20 protein-coding genes are annotated in these 16729 nt (G+C 62.5%); 1 reads left to right on the forward strand and 19 read right to left on the reverse strand.

The genetic code is table 11. From position 1 onward, the window contains the following. The first annotated feature begins 35 nt into the window (after positions 1-35). A complete protein-coding gene (locus tag AC0L3A_RS18465; protein WP_473254909.1) occupies positions 36-437 on the forward strand; it encodes a DNA ligase LigA-related protein in 402 nt (133 codons plus the stop codon). A 62-nt stretch (positions 438-499) separates the two neighbouring features. On the opposite strand, the gene AC0L3A_RS18470 is transcribed toward AC0L3A_RS18465, so the two are convergent. From AC0L3A_RS18470 to AC0L3A_RS18560, 19 genes are all read right to left on the reverse strand, one after another. Further along, positions 500-1807 carry an SGNH/GDSL hydrolase family protein gene (locus AC0L3A_RS18470; RefSeq protein ID WP_473254910.1) on the reverse strand — a complete coding sequence of 436 codons (1308 nt, stop codon included), beginning with the start codon at positions 1805-1807 and terminating at the stop codon, positions 500-502. Continuing rightward, positions 1807-2076: a hypothetical protein gene (locus AC0L3A_RS18475; protein WP_473254911.1), complete on the reverse strand. Its 270-nt coding sequence runs from the start codon at positions 2074-2076 to the stop codon at positions 1807-1809. The genes AC0L3A_RS18470 and AC0L3A_RS18475 overlap by 1 nt, the downstream gene beginning before the upstream one ends. Before the next feature lie 15 nt (positions 2077-2091). Continuing rightward, positions 2092-2361: a hypothetical protein gene (locus AC0L3A_RS18480; protein WP_473254912.1), complete on the reverse strand. Its 270-nt coding sequence runs from the start codon at positions 2359-2361 to the stop codon at positions 2092-2094. Continuing rightward, positions 2333-2524, reverse strand: coding sequence for a hypothetical protein (locus tag AC0L3A_RS18485; protein ID WP_473254913.1), 192 nt, complete (start codon positions 2522-2524; stop codon positions 2333-2335). The genes AC0L3A_RS18480 and AC0L3A_RS18485 overlap by 29 nt, the downstream gene beginning before the upstream one ends. Next, positions 2524-2949: a hypothetical protein gene (locus tag AC0L3A_RS18490; protein ID WP_473254914.1), complete on the reverse strand. Its 426-nt coding sequence runs from the start codon at positions 2947-2949 to the stop codon at positions 2524-2526. The genes AC0L3A_RS18485 and AC0L3A_RS18490 overlap by 1 nt, the downstream gene beginning before the upstream one ends. Next, entirely contained in the window at positions 2939-3187 is a 249-nt protein-coding gene (locus tag AC0L3A_RS18495) for a hypothetical protein (protein ID WP_473254915.1), read from the reverse strand. Before AC0L3A_RS18495 ends, AC0L3A_RS18490 begins: the two co-directional genes overlap by 11 nt. An 11-nt stretch (positions 3188-3198) precedes the next feature. Further along, a complete protein-coding gene (locus tag AC0L3A_RS18500) occupies positions 3199-3924 on the reverse strand; it encodes a hypothetical protein (protein ID WP_473254916.1) in 726 nt (241 codons plus the stop codon). A 6-nt stretch (positions 3925-3930) separates the two neighbouring features. Continuing rightward, positions 3931-4221, reverse strand: a complete 291-nt coding sequence (locus AC0L3A_RS18505; protein ID WP_473254917.1) for a hypothetical protein — start codon at positions 4219-4221, stop codon at positions 3931-3933. 107 nt (positions 4222-4328) lie between these two features. After that, on the reverse strand, positions 4329-5924 hold the full coding sequence (locus tag AC0L3A_RS18510; RefSeq protein WP_473254918.1) for a hypothetical protein: 1596 nt from the start codon (positions 5922-5924) through the stop codon (positions 4329-4331). Between the two features lie 2 nt (positions 5925-5926). Next, positions 5927-6547, reverse strand: a complete 621-nt coding sequence (locus AC0L3A_RS18515) for a phage adaptor protein (protein WP_473254919.1) — start codon at positions 6545-6547, stop codon at positions 5927-5929. 18 nt (positions 6548-6565) lie between these two features. After that, positions 6566-6889 (reverse strand): hypothetical protein, encoded by a 324-nt coding sequence (locus AC0L3A_RS18520; RefSeq protein WP_473254920.1) that lies wholly within the window; start codon positions 6887-6889, stop codon positions 6566-6568. Positions 6890-6942: 53 nt separating this feature from the next. Continuing rightward, a complete protein-coding gene (locus tag AC0L3A_RS18525) occupies positions 6943-7851 on the reverse strand; it encodes an SU10 major capsid protein (protein ID WP_473254921.1) in 909 nt (302 codons plus the stop codon). 28 nt (positions 7852-7879) lie between these two features. Further along, positions 7880-8941, reverse strand: coding sequence for a hypothetical protein (locus AC0L3A_RS18530; protein ID WP_473254923.1), 1062 nt, complete (start codon positions 8939-8941; stop codon positions 7880-7882). A gap of 18 nt (positions 8942-8959) precedes the next feature. Continuing rightward, the gene (locus AC0L3A_RS18535; protein WP_473254924.1) at positions 8960-9256 is read right to left on the reverse strand and encodes a hypothetical protein; all 297 of its coding nucleotides are present in this window, start codon (positions 9254-9256) and stop codon (positions 8960-8962) included. Continuing rightward, positions 9256-9942 carry a hypothetical protein gene (locus tag AC0L3A_RS18540; protein ID WP_473254925.1) on the reverse strand — a complete coding sequence of 229 codons (687 nt, stop codon included), beginning with the start codon at positions 9940-9942 and terminating at the stop codon, positions 9256-9258. The genes AC0L3A_RS18535 and AC0L3A_RS18540 overlap by 1 nt, the downstream gene beginning before the upstream one ends. After that, a complete protein-coding gene (locus AC0L3A_RS18545; RefSeq protein WP_473254926.1) occupies positions 9942-12008 on the reverse strand; it encodes a portal protein in 2067 nt (688 codons plus the stop codon). Before AC0L3A_RS18545 ends, AC0L3A_RS18540 begins: the two co-directional genes overlap by 1 nt. Positions 12009-12020: 12 nt before the next feature. Beyond that, the gene (locus tag AC0L3A_RS18550; RefSeq protein ID WP_473254927.1) at positions 12021-13619 is read right to left on the reverse strand and encodes a hypothetical protein; all 1599 of its coding nucleotides are present in this window, start codon (positions 13617-13619) and stop codon (positions 12021-12023) included. Then, the gene (locus tag AC0L3A_RS18555; protein WP_473254929.1) at positions 13612-14142 is read right to left on the reverse strand and encodes a hypothetical protein; all 531 of its coding nucleotides are present in this window, start codon (positions 14140-14142) and stop codon (positions 13612-13614) included. Before AC0L3A_RS18555 ends, AC0L3A_RS18550 begins: the two co-directional genes overlap by 8 nt. Beyond that, positions 14130-16724, reverse strand: a complete 2595-nt coding sequence (locus AC0L3A_RS18560; protein ID WP_473254930.1) for a hypothetical protein — start codon at positions 16722-16724, stop codon at positions 14130-14132. Before AC0L3A_RS18560 ends, AC0L3A_RS18555 begins: the two co-directional genes overlap by 13 nt. Positions 16725-16729 lie beyond the last annotated feature (5 nt).

A 16729-nucleotide genomic window follows, 5' to 3' on the forward strand; every position in this document is an offset into this window, starting at 1 on the left:
CGTGAAGCGCGTGGAGCCCACGTGTGAGGTCTGTCATGGCTCGAAAATCGAAGAAGTCTACGGCGGCCACGGCAACGTGCTGGAGCTGCCCTGCTCCGCTTGCGAGCTGGAGTCCTGATCTAGCCGCGCGCAAGATCATCGTCGCGGCCTACATGTATTACGTGATGGACGCGCCGCCGATGACAGACGGCGACTACGACAAGCTGTCGCAATACGTTGCGGACCATTGGGACCAATTGGACCCTGTGCGGCAATGGCAGTTGGAGACGCCGGAGGCCACGCGCGCCGGAGGACACCACATTGTCTACACGGCCTACGCAGTGAGCGCCGCGCGACAAGCCTACCACACGCTGCACGGACGCTACCATGAGTCTCCCTATCCGGAGGCTTGGCTGGAGCGGCCGGACGGTCTACGCTACGTGACTGCGACCGGATAACGAAAAAAACCCCACGAGAGACGCCCAGGAATTTCCTGAGTGTCCCCGTGGGGATTTTTTTTCTACTTGGTGGCGATTTCAGCCCACCACTTGCGGACAAGGAACGTGGCAGTGCCCGCGCCATTCATCTGGACGCGGAAGGCGAGGTTCGTGAACGGAGTGCCAGTGTAGTTCGGGAACACGAGAGCGTCTGGCTCCATCACGAGGCCCGTCTGACCGCCTGTGTCGTTACCCCAGCCCGTCGCTGCGGGCGGGAGGAAGTCGTACATGGGCGAGGTCCCACCCGTTGTCGGGAAGAACTCCAGGTCCGCGTAGGCGTTCGAGAGGCCGGTCGCGCCAGCGGCGCAGTCGTACTCCATACCGCCGCGCAGGATGACTCCTGGGGCGATGCCAGCGCGGTCGAGCGAGATGTAGCAGGTAGCAGTGCCAGCGGCGGTCGCAGTGACCACCATCTTCTGCTCGTTGCCCCACGAGTTACCATCAGCGTCCGGCGACGTTGCCTGGATGGTGTAGGCGCAAGTCACGCCGCCCGTGCAGGAGCCGGTCACGAGGCCGGTCGAGGCCGTGCCGGAGTTGCCGGTGCCGGTAGCAGCGGTCGAGCCAGGGAGGCCAACAGCGGCAGCAGGAAGGGCAGAGAGCGCGCCCATGCCGACCTTACCCTGCGTTAGATAGCGCAGGCGATGACCAGGACGGTATCGCAGGTGAGGCGCCATCATGTTCGCGGCATACTGACCGAGCTTCTTGGCGCCAGCGATGTTGTCGTGCACCTGATCCTGAGAGTTCGGGATCACGATGGCGGACGTGGACGACGTGGTGGTGGTTACAACGGTCGTGTCAATGACGATGACGTTCGGGAAGAACCCAGGTTCACCCCAGGCCAGCCAGTCGGCGATCTGCCGGTTGGCGTCGTTGCACTGTCCGATCTGCGTGGCGGACATATTGCCCGCGCCGCGCTCCCACAGGTGCACGAAGGTGATGCCTGCGGCGTTGCACGTCTTCACCAGCGTCTTGTAGTTGGCGACGATGGTGGCGACCGTGCCGCCCTGTGCGATGTCGTTGACGAAGCCCTGCCAGAAGATGAAGGCGGGCTTTAGCGCGACAGCGGGCGCAAGCTGCGTGGCAATGTGCTGCGTCGAGGTCGTGCCTGAGACGGCGAAGTGACCAATCGTGGTCAGCGGCTTGTTCAGACCACGCAGGTAGGCGTCCATCCAGATGGACCAATTCTGCGAGTTCTTGTTCTGCTTGTTCGGGTCGAGGTAGCGCTGCGCGTTACGGCTGTCGCCGATGTAGACGGCAGTGTTGCCAGCAGCGGCGGCCAGGGGGACGCCCGAGCTGCTGCCGCCACCGCCAGGGAGAATTAGCCGGGCCATTACGCCTCCACGATGATCGCGAGGGTGGCCGAGCCGCTTGCGGCGACGGCGTAGATGTCCTGCGTATTTTCGAGAACGAGTGAGCCGCCAGCCGGGATCGGGAAGCCCGTCGAGGACGTAACGGCCGCCGAGGCGCCGATGTAGATGTCAACGGTGCCGCGATTGTAGAGCAGAACGGTGTCGCGGGCGCCAGCCGAGACGACCTTAGAGGCCGCAGTCGTGACGGTCGCCTGCGAGGGCGCGAAGCCCTCGCTGATCTTCTTGGACATTAAATTCTTTCAGTATTACTGCGGGGCCTTCATCGCTTCGACCATCGCGTCAATCGACACGGCCGGTTCGGGCGACAGCGCGGCGGCAACGGCAGCAATGCCGTGGGCTTCCGCAGGCGTTGACACGGCGTCCAGAAGACGCGCGACAAGGGTATCAATGTCGGTCTGCGCCTGGGCCAATTCGGCCTGGTGCTGCGCGACAAGCGCAACGGCATCGCCGTGAGACTTCGCGAGGTCTGCGACCTTCGCTACGGCATCAGTCAGTTTCGACAGGTCCAGCGCCATCGTGGTCCTTCCAGAAGGTTCGATAAAGTTCGGTTACAATGCGGGTGGTGAGCCACAGCCCGCCGAGGACCATCAGCGCGAACTGCCCGTAGGGCGTCAGCGTGTTAATCCACAGCGGCGTAGTCAGAGCAGCCCCCGCGCCTGCGGTGGTGACGGTTTCCATTACGCTCTCTTGATCCATGCGTGCGCCAATGCTGAAACGACTGTCGAAGCGCCAGTAAGCATGAAGACGTTGGCGACGACGGTTTTGCCGTATTCGATTTCCGCTGCGGGGACCTTCAGAACGGTCCAGCCCAGCGAGGGGAATGTGCTGACGAAGAAAATGCAGGCGTGATAGAGCAGCACCGGGAAGACCCCGAGCCCCCACGCGCACCAAAAGACCGGGTGGTCCATCATGGCGAGCGCGATGTCTTTCACGTCATGGGAGCGCGCGGTCTCTGCCGCAACGATAGCGCCCGTGGCGGTCGCCGCGTTGTTGCTCTGGACGACCGACGTGTCTTCCTTCTTGTTCAACCAGCCAAACAGGCCCGTGACTATCTGCGGGAGCAGCGTCGTGAGGTTGAACAGACTCTTAAGGCTACTGAACATCGCTCTCTTCCTTCTTGGTCGAGAACGCGCCCACCAGGACCATAGCGAGCCGGAAGCCAATCTTGGCTAGACCGACACACGCGATCACCTGGGGAGCATAGGCCCCCACAAGGGGCACCTGAGTAAGATCAAGCGCACTGATCTGGTCGCAAGCCTCCGTGAGGCCGCCCAGGATGACTAACGCGGCGCCAGCCTGGGCGAGCCGTGAGGCCCGCAAGTGCGCGTAGATGTCGCGCATATGCATAGGGATTACTTTCGTTTGGTGAAGAGGCCCGCCACGAACTGCAACAGCTTGCCGAGCGTCGCCGCCAGGGACCCATGTGTATCCACGGGCTTCGTCTGGATCACCGGCTTGGAGGCCGGAGCGGGAGCGGTCGGGTGCTCTTGGGCTACGTGTGTGGACTTGTGTGCCGGGTCGCCGAACTCAATCGTCGGATCGAGCTTGATCATGGCGAGGATCAGGCCAGCACAGCCGAGCTGCGCGTCCACAACGCTTGCGTCGTAAACGTGGTCGCGGATGTATTTGCCGGACTTGTATTGGTCAGTGCCGGACCAGATGTACGGCGACGGGACGCCCTTGGAGGCGTAGCCCAGGCCGTTGTACTGCTCCAGGAGCGTGAGCGTGCCGCCCTCCGACCAGTCCTGCCACTTCGCAGCGTGCGGAGCGCAGTTTACGAGCGCGTCAATGGCGGCGTCATACCAAGTCTTGAAGGGACCGCGCCCTGCGGGCACGTGGGTGGAAACTCTATTCCAGGGATCGCCCTGGGCAATGCTGCGGTCCCAGCGCTGCGAGCATTCGCGCTCGTGGATGACTGCAACGACGAACCACGGAACGCCCGTGGAGGCTTCAACACGCTTATACGTGGTCTTCTCTTTGACGAGACGGCGCGCGACGGCATCGAATTCCGAGCCGCGCGTGAGATGCGCGCGTGACCAGCGGGTGGCGTTAGCCGCCACCAGCGCTGTAACGTTCATTAGAACCTATTGTTTGGATGCGTAGACGAACAGAGCATCGATCTGCTCGTCAGAGAGCCCGAGCTGCTGGCCGATTGTGTCGATCAGCGGCTCCGAGCGGCTGAACTCCGTGGCGTATTCCCAGGTGATCTTCGTTGCGCCCCCAGCGGCGTCTACGGCCGCTTGCGTCTTGTCGAGTAGGCCCGCAGCAAGCAGCGCAATGCGCGCTTGTCGTGGAGTCACGCTCTGTGGGACGAGCTGCTTCGCATTCTGAGCGTCGATTTCAGCCTGCGTCGGCACTGTCTGCGCGTCATCCAACCACTCCAAGTCAGCGAGAGTGTCGCCGCGCAATATCCACACAGCGCCAGGGCGAAGTAGGGAAAGCGACTCCGCGAGTGCGTCGTGTTGAGAGGACATTTATGCGCCTATCGGATAGTGTGAATGCGAGTGATCTTGTTGTCGTAGCTAACGGTTCCGCTCGAAGTCGCGCCGCCGATGCCAAGCGTTACCACCTGTACGCCGGGCACGGAGCTTGAGTAGAACGCACTCAGGCACCACCAATTGCCACCGTTACCTATTGTTTGGACGCGCGGGGCCGTTCCTAACCAAGTGCTTCCGTTGACCCAATTGGAGATGTAGAGCGTAGCTGTTGCCGTGCTGTTCCAAACATCGCATGTGACGGACAGGTCGTACTTTTCTCCGGCCCACAACAGGACGGAAGAACGAACCGCGACTTCAAGCTCAATCATTGAGGTTGAGGTCGTGCTGACCCTAGCGGTGGACTGCCCGTAGGCTAATACGCCGCTCTCGTTGAACCACGAGCGCACCCAACGGTTGGCAGCGGTGTCAAGGAACTGCCCGGTGCCAGAAGTGCACACCATACCCACAAGCGTGGAGGCAGGGTCGTAAGTGTTGACGTAGATGCCTTCGCTGCCCGGCGTGGTGCTTAAAGAAGGGCCTCCGTTGCCCCACGCAGCTACTAGGCTCCCGCCGCTTGCCGACAAGTAGGCGAAGTATAGCGTTCCAGCGGCAAGACCCGAGCTGGGAAAGTCGATCCCAGCGGCCGGGATGCTGTAGACAACTCCGTTCACTTTGATCTTGTTGCCGTTCCACGGGATCAGCCTGCACACCGTCGCGCTGATCCAGACAAACTTGCACTGACCGAGATGCATCTCGTTATGAAGTGCGGTGTCCTGCGTATCGACGTAGGTCTTGTCGGCCTTACCCGACATTGCCGCAGCGGCGGCGCTCGCCGAACTGGCGGCGTTGACCTCGCTAGTGTGTGCGTTCGAGGCGCTGGTCGCAGCGTTCGAGGCACTGGTAGCGGCGTCGGTAGCGCTGGTGGACGCAGCCGTGGCGCTGCCCTGGGCCGCGCTGGCGCTGCCGGAGGCCGCCGTGGCGCTATTGGCCGCAGCCGTCGCCGAGCCGCCTGCTAGGCCAGCGCTGGCGGACGCAGCCTGGGCCGAGCCGTCAGACGCCGTTGCCGACGCTGCCGCCGCAGCTTCACTGGAAGCGGCGCCTGTAGCGCTCGCCGCCGCAGCGGTCGAGCTTGTAGCGGCGTCCTGCTTGCTCTGGAGCGCAGAGGCAGCGTCGGCGTCCATCCGCGCCTGCATGGTCACGTATGCGGCCTGCTGGGCGGTGATCTGGTCGAGAACGTCCGGAGCGAGCGTAAGCGCTTCCACGACGCCGCCGTGCTCGAAGAACGAGCTGCCGCCACCCGTGCGCCCGCTGGACAGGTCGTCCGTGAGCGTGAGCGTGGTGTCGGTGGTTTCGGCCGGAGCCGTGACGATGTTGTCGCCCTGGTCGTAGAAGCCGCCGACCACGGACAGCGCCGTGTCGGTCGTCTCGGTCGTGGTGGTGGGGTCAGGCGAACCGTCTGCCCCGATCACCGTGTAGGTGGTGTCGGTCGAGGGCGAGGTCGCAGGCGTCGTAGGGACGCCGTTGGTCTCGTAGAAGCTGGACGATCCGTCCGTGCCGGTCGAGGCGTCGTCCACCACCGCGTAGGTCGTATCGTCAGACATCCTTAGTCCTCGTCAAAATAGAGCGCGGGAGCGATCTGTGCGTTCGCGGTCAACTCGTCCCGATTGGCTTGCATGTTCAGCTCGTCAATCGTCTCGTTGTAGTCGGCCTTGAAGCCGTCCTTGCGCTTGTCGTTGAAGTGCGTGCACGCGAACACCAGCGCGCCCTGCAACAGCAGGTCAGGGGCGATGTCGGTCAGCACGTTGGTGTCGGTCGGCGCGGAGAGCGCCTTGAACTGCGCGTAGTAGTCCAGGCGGATCGACTTGCCCTGCGCCGGAAGCGGCGCCAGCAAGAACTTCGCCCCTCGCCGCGTGAACAGCTTGGGATAGCCGGAGCCGTCACGCTGCTGCGTGGGGAGCACGCGCTGCAAAGAGCTGCGTTCCAACTCCAGGCCGGTGTCGTTGTCGGTGATTGCAATGAGCTGCAACAGGTCGCCGGGGACCTGGAGCCCATCAGTGAACAGCGAGCCTACAGTCGCCACGATGGACTTTTCCATCGCCGGGACACGCAAGGACCGCTGGATTTTCTGGAACGACTGCTGGATAAACAGCGTCGTGAGCGCGGACGTGCAGTCGCGCCGGTTCAGCAGCGCAATGAGATTGCTCTGTAGGTCGCCGTAGTTCACTGGTTGGTTCTCGTTCGGTTAGATGCGCTTGTTCGTCGCAATGAAGAGGTCGAGATGCAGCTTGCGGAGCATCTTCAGCGTGTCGCGAACGTCTTCAGTCAGCGCGTCGAAGCCGTAGCGGCGGCGCAGCTCGTGAACGATCACTTCGGGCACGCGGGCCACGCGATGAAATTCGCCAGCACGGGTGTTGGTCGAGGACTGACGCTCGTCTTTGAGTTCGTCCATGAACCAGTCGGGAATGTCTTGCTCGTGCTGTGCGATCAGGCAGTCGGACTCTTCATGGAATGAAGTGTTAAATTCGATCAGCGCGAGAGTGTCGGGAGTGAAATCAGATTGAGCCATGTGTCTCGTAAAAAGAGACCCCCAGGTTTTTACGCCTGGGGGCCGGTAGTCGATTAGAAGCCGGTCGCGGCTTCCACGATCAGGGCCGAGCCCTTGTAGTTCTTGTGCTTCAGCGAGAACTCGCCGATGATCATCTGGCGGTCGTAGTCGCCGGACTTCGCCAGCGGCACGCGCATCCAGGGATCGAGAACCGCTTCAGCCCACATTTCGGGCTCGAAGATCAGCGTGTTGCCAGCCTTCAGGTTGCGGTTGATTTCGACCTTCTGCTGGCCGAAGGGCGAGACGTACAGGTCAACAACGTTGACGACCGTCTTGTCCTTGCCACCGTCGAAGGTGCGATAACGGCCGGAAGCCTTCGCGAAGTCAGCGACCACCAGCGAGTTGCCGGGCGTCACCTGAACGCGGTTCGGCTCAGCGCCTTCCTCGAAGCAGGTCTGGAGAGCCTTCAGCAGCCACGCCTCAGACAGCGGAGCCGAGCCATCGCTCGCGCCGGTGTGGAAGACGTTCGCGCTGTCGATCTGCACCTGATAGGAGCCGAGCTTGCGGGCGGTGTCATCCGCGCCAGCAACCGAAGCCTGGGCGTTACCGACGAATGCGCGTTCCTTGTCCCGCTTAAGGGCCTTGGACGCCTTCTCCATCTGGTAGGCCATCTCGCGCTTGCGGCCGTAGGTCTTCACGCGGCTCGAAGTACGGGACACCTTGACGGTCTCGGACATGATCTGCGTGCGGTTCTGCCGCATGACAGTCGGGGTCCGGGTGGAGTCAACGGCGTCCGCGCCTTCGACCTGGGCGTTGTCGGCGGCGTCGCGGATCGAGTCTTCCTGCCACTCGAAGATGGTCGAGTCCACCTTCTCCGAACCGATAGCGGTCTGGAAGGGGACTTTGGTCGGCGTGATGTTGCTGATGATGTCCGAAACGTCTTCCGCAATACCGACCATATCGTAGGTCTTGTAGGTAGCCATAGTTCAAAAGTCTTTCGTGTTTGGAATACTATTCGTCGTCGTTGCCGAACGACGCGAAGAAGGCGTCAGCGGCCGAGGCTTTGCCTTGGCGCAGTGCACGCACGGCCGTCTTGCGGTCCGAGGTAGCGCGCTGATCGCGAGTGACGGGCGCGTTGCTCGTCTTCACAATCTTCTTCGGGGTTTTGTTGACCTTGTTGGTCTTGATCGTCTGTACCTTCGACGCGCCCTTCGAGAACTGAAGCGCCATGTGCATCATCTTGATCGCGGCCGGGTCAGTCAGGGTGTTCACGGTCTCTGCCGGTAGGCCCATCTTGATGCCGAAGCTGCGAACTTCGTTGTACGTGGCGTCGTTCCAACCTTCGATATGCATCGGGTTGGGCTTGTCGTCGGTGCCAGGGGTCGTCAGCGCCTTCACGCAGTCACGAGCGGACTCGATGCGTGCAGCGTCCTCGCGCTCCTTCAGCGCCTTGACGACGCCTTGCAGGCCCTCGCCATAGAACGCTTCTTCCTCGAAAGCGCGCTGCGCTTCCGTGCGGAGTGCCGAGGCTTCTTCGGCCGAGATTGCCGGGTCTTTCGACACGGCCATCCAGTCGATCTGCCGGTAAGGCTTGGACCGCTCTTGCGCACGCGCAAGCATGGCCTGGAGCGCGGTGACGTGCTCCGTGGCGCGGGCCTCTGCCTGCTGACGCAGGGTGGCGACTTCCTGGGATTTCTTGGTGAGCGCTGCTTCCTGACCGTAGAGGCGCTTCAGGTCTTTGGCGGGGACTTCATGTTCCTCGTCACCGACCTTGACTTTGAAGATGATGTCGTCGCTCTCTGCGACTTTCTTCTTCTCGCCTTCGGCTTCACCTTCATCGTCGCCTTCGCCTTCGTCGTCTGGACTTTCGTCGGACTCGTCAGCGTCGTCGTCGTTGCCGGTGGGTGCAGTCTCGTCTTCTTCGTCGCTCTCTTCGGATGGCTTGCGGGAAGCGTCCTCGTCCTGCTCGTCAGCTTCGTCAGCGAACGAGGAAAGGAAGGCGGAAGTTGCGTCAAAATCGTCTGACGCGGTAGTTTCGGTGGTTTCAGCTACGTCCGTTCGGATGGTAGACATTGGCAGTTAAATGGCTCTCTATTGGAAATCGTGAACGCTGGGATCGTCAATTTCGTCGTCCTCCGCGTCCTCAACTGTTTGCGTAGAAGTGGCGCGCACGTAGTCCTGTGCGAAGCCCGAGACGTGATCGATGAACGCACGCGCGCCTTGCAGCGTGGCGTACAGTCCTTCGCGCTTCATCTTCTCTTCTGGCTTGGTGGTGAGCATGTCGTGGGCTACCTGCTGCTCGAACAGTTGGTGTAGCGCCGTAAATCGGGGATCGCCCAGGAGGCTGTTTGCCAGCTCTCCCAGGACAATCACTGCTTCTTCGTTCATCACGCCTTGTTGTGGAAGTAGTCCATGAACTTCTGGATCAACTCCGGCCCGGTGCCACCCGCGCGCTGCGCGGCTGCTGGGTCAATGAAGTCGCCCGTCGAAGGGTCGCGCATCATCGCAGCGTTGCGTTGAAAGAACGACATCTGTTGCGGCGCCTCTGCCGGGCGGGGCTGCGGTGTCGGCACCGGGCTCTGTGGAGCGGGTGTCGGCGCGGCGAGCTGCGGGCGAGGCGCTGGCTGTGGCACACTAGGCGCCATGGGTAAATCAAGCGCCTGCACGGGCGGCATCGGCTGCGTGGGCAACGTCTGCGGCGTGCTGGAGCCAGGTGTAAGCCCGGCCGGGACCGGCGCCGCCGTCTGCGGCAGCGTCGGAGGACCGAAGAGGTCCATGCCGGGGGCTTGTGGTGCTTTTGGTATCCACGGGGTCCCTGCGGAGCCCGGTGAGAACGCGCCCTGAGCGTAGCTCTTACCGAAGCCTGTGGGGGCCTGGGGAGACGCTTGGGGTGCTTGTGGAGACGCTTGGGCTTTCGCCGCCTGCGCCTTCTTCAGCTCCGCTTGGAGCGCGAGGAACGAGTCCGGAGAGTTGTCCGGCCGTCCATCGCCCCAGGTGAGCGGGCCGCCGCCCAGCAATGACATGTTGGGCGGCACCAGTTTCGATATGACTTCAAGAAGTCGCTGATAGTCCATTACGGTCTCGGATTGACGGAGGCGTTGACTGCCTCCTTCGCTGCGGGGTTCGCCGCCATCTTTTCCTCCAGGTCCATCTCGCGGTCTGCCACGTCAATGCGTGCGGCCGTTTCGAGGTCCTGTCGGTTGTGCGTGCGGTCGAAGTCCATCGCCGACATGGCAAGCTGGTGTCGCTCGTTGTCCATGCGCTGGCTGTCAATCATCAAGGACTTCTCGACCTTGTTGTTGTTCGCCTGCGAGTTCGCGATAGACGCGTCTGCCAGCTTCTCCTTGATGTCCAGCTCGCGAGTCTTGAGCGGATCAGGTTGCGGCGGCGGCGCCTTGTCGGGCGGCGTGAGATACGCCGGAGCCCGGTTGAGACCGGCCTTCTTCATGGTGTCCATGATCAGAGCGTAGCGGTTCGCCGGGCTGAACATGTTGCCCAGGCCAGGGTCCTTCGCCAGCGACTCGTAAGCACGGGTCATCTTCGCGACGGCTTGGTCCTTCTCGCCGTAGCCCAGGTGCATCGAGACCGAGCACGTCTTGCGCTCCGTCCACTGCGCCGGGTCCACGTTGAGCGGCTGTCCTGCGACCTCCACAATCTCCTGCGGAGCGCCGTTGACGATGGCGAGGCGAACGACCTCGATCATCAGCTCCGTGAAGAACTTGGCGAAGTTGCGCGCGGCAATCTTCTGCCGCTGGCTACCCGCCGTCATCATCTGGTCCATCAACGCGGACGAGTTCTGATTGCTGATGGCGTCTTTGTTGAGCCCCTTAGAGAGGGCCGAGATGCCAGTGTTCTCTTCCTTGTCGGCCGAGAGCTGCTTCAGAACCTCGAACACGAACGGGTTCAGGTTGTTCTGCGGGAGCGGCGCGATGCTGTCCGGACGACGGACGTTGACGAGACCGCCGAGGCGGTTCTCCAACATCTCGCGTGGGTTCAGCAGGCCACCCGAGACCACGGCCCAACGCGGGTTGGTCGTGATGGACGTGTGATCGAGCACGCCGCGAATGAGCACGGTGCGGGCGTTCTGCGTCGGGATGACGCGGGCGGCGAAGTTGTTGCCGTAGAAGATATGCGGGACCGGCAGCGGCACGTAGGCCAGGAACGGCGCCTTATCGACCTCCTGCGGCTCGTCCAGGAGGACGTTATGCGCGTGGATGATCTTGTAGAGGCGGACGCCCTTGTGGCTGTCGATCTGCATGCGGATGTAGCTCTCGAACACCTGGACCTGATCGGTTTCGTTGTCCGGGGACGTGAGCGCCTGACCGTTCTCGACCGCTTCGTTGCGGGCGATGACTTCCGGGGTGTCGTTGATGCCTGTTTCGTCGCCGACCGGGATGCGCTTCACACGCGCCGGGTCGTAGCCCTCGCGGATCAGCTCGAACCGCGTCTTCATCGTCTTGTGCCCGACGTAGAGCGCCTTAGCGATGCTGGGCGCGCGCGGGGAAATCAAGAACTCTTCAGGCGGGACCGCATCCGTGCGAACGCACGAGCGGTTCTTCTTGCGGGTCAGCGAGCCGCTGTAAGTGTGCAGCGACGGGTGCAGGCCCTCAGTGTGAGGGTCCTGCGTGCCCTCGAACTCGTCAACGTCGTCCTGCGCAGCGAGCGCATAAGCGTCGTCGTGCGGGGTGTTCTCGAAGGTCTCTTCCGCGTATTCGTAGTTCTCGTCAAAGTAAACTTTGGCGACGCCAGCGCGCGACGTGAGACCGTCGTGGATGACGTTGTTGAACAGGCCGAAGCCGTCGTTCTTGCGGAAGATGATGTAGCTGGCGTATTCGGTGGCGATACGGCACGTCTCAACGTCCATATCCTTGTCGGGATCGAACTGAGCGATTTCGTCGCCGCCAGCGAACACTTCAAGCAACTGCGCCTTGGCGTTTTCAACGCTGTCGTACACGTCGGTCGAGACGTAAGTCGCGGAGCCTTCGTGCTGGCGCTTCGGGAGCGTACCGTTGTAGTAGCGGGTGACGCGTTCACGCTCACGGGAGAGCTTTGAGTCGTACCACCCCACTGCGTTCTGCGCTTGGGCAGCGACGCGCGTGATGATTTCCTGCTCAGGGAGCAGGCTTGGCTTCTTCGCCATGAACGTCCTAAATTAAATTGCTTCGGAATAATGGGTGTCGGTGACTTCGACGGGCTTCCACTTGCCTTCGTGCACGTAGCCCGCGATAGCGAGCGACATAACGCAGTCGTCGTGCTCGCCGTCTTCGGCTTGCATCTTCCCGTTCTCGGTGACGACGAAGGTCAGCATCTCGCGCAGCGTCGTCTCGTCGTTGATTTCGATGTCCCTCGCCGCGTCGAGCGAGCGGAGGTTGTCGATAATCAGCGGCTTGGTGCGCTCGCTGGTGAAGAAGCCGAGGTTGATCGTGTCTTTGTTCGGCTCCAGGGTGCCCTCCACCTGATCCGTGTAGATGTACGGATAGTCGAGGTCGCGGAGCTTCACGCAGGTCACGAGGCCGTGGTTGTTGCGTTCGGGCGCGATGGTCGCGCTGTTGTAGTGGTAGCCGAGCGCCACGAGGATGCGCGCGAAGTAGTCGGGGTGGACGATGCCACGCCACACGGCCACTTGCCGTAACTCGCCGTCTAGGATTTGCGCCACTGATGGGTCGCTGTCGTCTCTGCGCGATGCGCCGGACCTTCTCAGGCCCATGCCCACGTCTGCGCCGATGACGTAGCTCTGTTTCGGATCGAGGTCGCGATAGACGTAGAGTTCGCCCACCGGATGGTCTTTCAGCACGCCAATCGGCGCACCAGGAACGTCCTCGACTGCCATGCGCTTGATCGGCGCAGTGGACTGTTGGAGGCGTGCATGCAGATAGTCTGGATTAAAGACCGGCCGTCCGGTTGAGAGGAAGGCTTCGTCGGGCGTCGCGGGGTATTCCTGCTTGAACAGGCCCTCGCCCTTTTCGACCACCTTGAGGCGGCGCCAGTAGAGCTGATCGTTGTCAACGCCGAACACCTTGGCGATGTTCTCTTCGTCCGGAGTGCGAACGAAGTCGGCGGGTGCAGGCTTGCGGTAGTCATCCGACTCGAACCAAGCCGAGAAGAACGCCACGTAGCCCATCTGGACTGCGTTGACCCACAAGTCGCGAAACTTGCCGGTCATGCCCTGCGCGGTGCTCTCAACGAACACAGCGGTGCCGGGCTCGTCAGGAACAGCCTCGATTAGGCCGTTGAAGTTTTCGTTCGCGAAGGCCACCGGCCAGAACGCGACCTCAGACAGATGACACACCTGGAGCGTATCACCGCGAGCGACGCCGCGTCCGCCAGCGGTCGCCACGCGAAGCGCGGAGTCCAGCTTGTCGAATGTCAGCTCGTTCTTCGAGTTGTACTTGGTGTGCGGCCGGAGCAGCACAGGCACGTTCTCATGCACGCGCTTGTACATGTTGAGAAGCGTGTTCGTGGCTTCCGACTCGTGCGCCATCACGAGGCCCTTGAAGCCCGTGCGCTGCGTCAGCCAGAAGTATTGCCACGCCGAGATGACGGTGGAGAGGCCCTGCTGTCGCGCCTTAAGCACGACCATGCGGACGTAACCGCGCGTCGCCATCTGGTCGATAATCGACTGAGCGAACCGCTTCTGAACGCGGTTGAACGTCAGCGGGATGATTTTTCCCGCCTTCGTCCTGATCTTTACGCAGTGCCTACAGTAGAAGTCGAAGTCTTCCTTAAGCCGTAAGCGCAGCGCGCTATCCATTGGTCTTCATTTCCGCTTCCGCGGCCTTGAGCCAATCTTCGGCCGTGTCGATCGTCACCTTGGACTGCGACATGGGTTTGGACTTCGTGAAATCGAGAACCGTGCGGATCGCCGCAAGCTTGATCTTCTGATCGCCTGGGACGATTGCCAGCTTGAACGCTTCCTTGAGAGCGGCTTCCGCCATGCCCTCTTCGGTGCCGGGCACAGAGACCTCCGGGAGGTCGCCTTCGTCTTTAAGCATCTGAATATACCTGTCTGCTGCTTCTTCAGCCTTGGCCCACAGGCGCTTGGCAGTGCGCTTGCGCATCCCGTCAGGGACACCCGCGCGTGTGTAATTAGGGTCTGTCTTGCGGCGCTCCGCGAGTTCTGCGTGCACCTGCATCATCTTCTCTCGGTAGGCAGGATCAGCCCACCGGGCCTTCAGCTTTTCCGATTGATCGGGCCGGGTGAACCAGCCCTTGGACCGGGAGGAAGTTTTGCGCTTCCGCCCGGCCTTGGTCTTCTTTGTCGTCACTTCATCCACGTGCTGTTGATGTAGCTGCGGTCCATTCGCTTTCTGATGGCTTCGGCGAGCGCCTTGTCCTTCATCAGCGACGTGTAGTGCTGGATCGCTGAGTGCGCTCTTGCAGCACGGCGAGTGTGGTGGAGGTCTTCGAGCAACTTCGCTGCGATGTCGTGGTCGCCGCTGTCGCCGTCAATCTCGCCCGTGAGTTCAGCCAGGATGCTCCTGCGCTTCTGCCGGTCGTGAACGATGCTGTCGCGATACCCTTCCGGGTTCTGGATGTCCTTGCCGCTCGAAAGTTCGCGGTGGGTCTCCATGTTCGCAAAGGCTTCGTCGTTCATCCCCTTGCCGTAAAGCTGCTCGTCAGTCAGCGGCACGTAAGCGTGCTCGAACGCCTGCGGGTCGGGCTCTGGAGCCTTCTCGCCGGACTTCTTGCTGATCTTCTTGAGCGCCTTCTGCGCCATCACCACGGGGTCCACACTAGGACCACCTGTGGGCTCAGTCGGAGCCGGAGGCGCACCTGTCGGCTCAGTTGGAGCCAAAGGCGGCGAGCCAGCGGGAGCCGTGGGGGGACTTGTGGGTCCTTGTGGGGGCACGGGTGCGCCCTCTTCCTGCGGCTGGCGCATGAGTGCTTCGTGCGCGCGCGCGGCGGACACGAGGCTGGACATTTCCTTGCCGAGATGCTGCTGGCCCAGGAGCCCAACGCCGCCGTTGTCTTGAACGAGCGGGCTGTCCTCGCCGATGCCGTGAGCGGCGCGACGCGCGGCCCACTTCTGTCGAGCGCTGTACATTTCCAGCGCAGCTTTGATCTGCGTGTTGGAAGCGTTCGCGTCGAATGCGGGAGCAGCGGCCGGAGCCTGTTGCTGTTCGGAGACCTTGCGGCGAGCGGCGGCCATGAGCAGAGCGCTCTTGACCTGTTCGTTCATCTCCGCAGGCGTCATCGCCTTGGGAGGCGTCGGCGCGTTCGGATTGGGCGTCCACGGGGACTGTCCGGTCGCGAGCAGCGCACCGCCATTGGCAACGCCGGGGTTGAAGCCGACCTTGGGTCCGGTAGGACCAGGACCAGGAGGCGGCGCCGGAGGCTGCGGAGCAGCGGGTGCCGGGAGGCGAACCTGCGCGCTGGGATCAGCGAAGCGGTCGAGCACGCCCTGGAGCGGAGTGCGGTTGCCGGTGAGCGCGTCAATGCCGCGCATGCCCATGTAGCCGCCGCCGATGGCAGCGAGCGTAGCTGGGCCGTATGCGAAGAGTGAAGCAGCGTGCCCGCCGAGACCAGCCGCACCGAGCGCAGCCGAAGCTGCCGCCCCTGCGGGGTTCTGAATGGCACGGATATGCTTTCCAACTGCATTCGCCATACCACCGACGAACTTGCCCTGTCCGTAGTCGCCCAGGTCTTTGACCATGGTCGCCACGTGCGCCTGACGCGCCAGGAAGGCGATGTCGGGCGTGGTGTTGTCGGAGATGTTCTGGAGGTCGCTGTCCGTCAGCGGCCTTCCCTTGCTGGCGCGCTTCAGCGCGTCGCGGGTCTCGTTGTCGAGCGTGTCCTTGACCGGCTTGACGGCGGCCTTCAACTCGTCCCGCACGCCTTCGTCGGCGGTGCGGAGCGCTTCGTAGCTCGTCTTGGTCGTGACACTCTGGCCGTCGAGCGCCGTGTTGACGCGCGACATCAGCGCCGTTGTGGCTTCGTGGTTGTCGCCGCCCAGGTGCTCGTACTTGCGCGCGTTCGCTACGTCGGCCGCGAGGCGCGGCGTCGATAGCGCGGTGCCGGTGAGGCCCTGCGCGATACCGGACGAGATGACCTCGCCGGGGTTGACCTTGAGACCGCCCGGCGTGCCGACCGTGGCACCAGCCTGACTGATAGCGTTCGACGCAGCGCCAGCGCCGCCTTCTGTGGCAGCGGTTATTCCGGCCTTTGCCAGCGCTTGAGATGCGGTCTGAGCAATTTTGCCTCCGGGGAGGAAGCGTCCGATACCCACGGCTTGCGGAATAGACTCAGCAGCGCCAGTAATGAGGCTGCGCGCCTTGTCCTGAGCTTCCGGCTCTGCATCTGCTTTTCCTGTGCGGATCACCGCGTCGTTCTTCGCCGCGTCGCCGCGCGTGCGCAGCAGATACGAGGCAATGCCAGCGCCGAGGCCCGCGAGCGGCTTCTTGGTCGCCATGGTGGCGGCCTTCGCAGCAGCGAGGTCAGTGACGATCCCAGGCGCGGCTTCAGCCACGGCCTGCGGGATTTGGCTTACGTTGTAAGTTCGGGGGTCATACCACGTATCCGAGGGGATAACGTTGGTGCCCTTGTAGTTCTCCGGAGCGACCGCCTGAGCGGCCTTCTCGGTGCCCGACGTATCCATGCCCGCGAACTGCTTGAGCGTTTCAGCGGCGCCGTGGATCGTGTTGGCGATGCCTTCACGAGCGCCAGCGATGACGCCCGAGGGCTTGTTGTCGTCGCCGTTGAGATGGGCGAGAATTTCCTTGTCGCTGTAGCCCGCCTCGCGCGCCGCCTTGAACTGGTCGGGCGCGCGCTGCGAGAGGAAGTCAGCGATTTCTGCGTCTGAATAGCCGGACTCGCGGGCCTTAGCGATGTCGGCGGGATTGATCGTAAGTCCGGCCATTCGTT

The sequence above is a fragment of the Bradyrhizobium sp. MI1.3 genome, assembly GCF_055811695.1.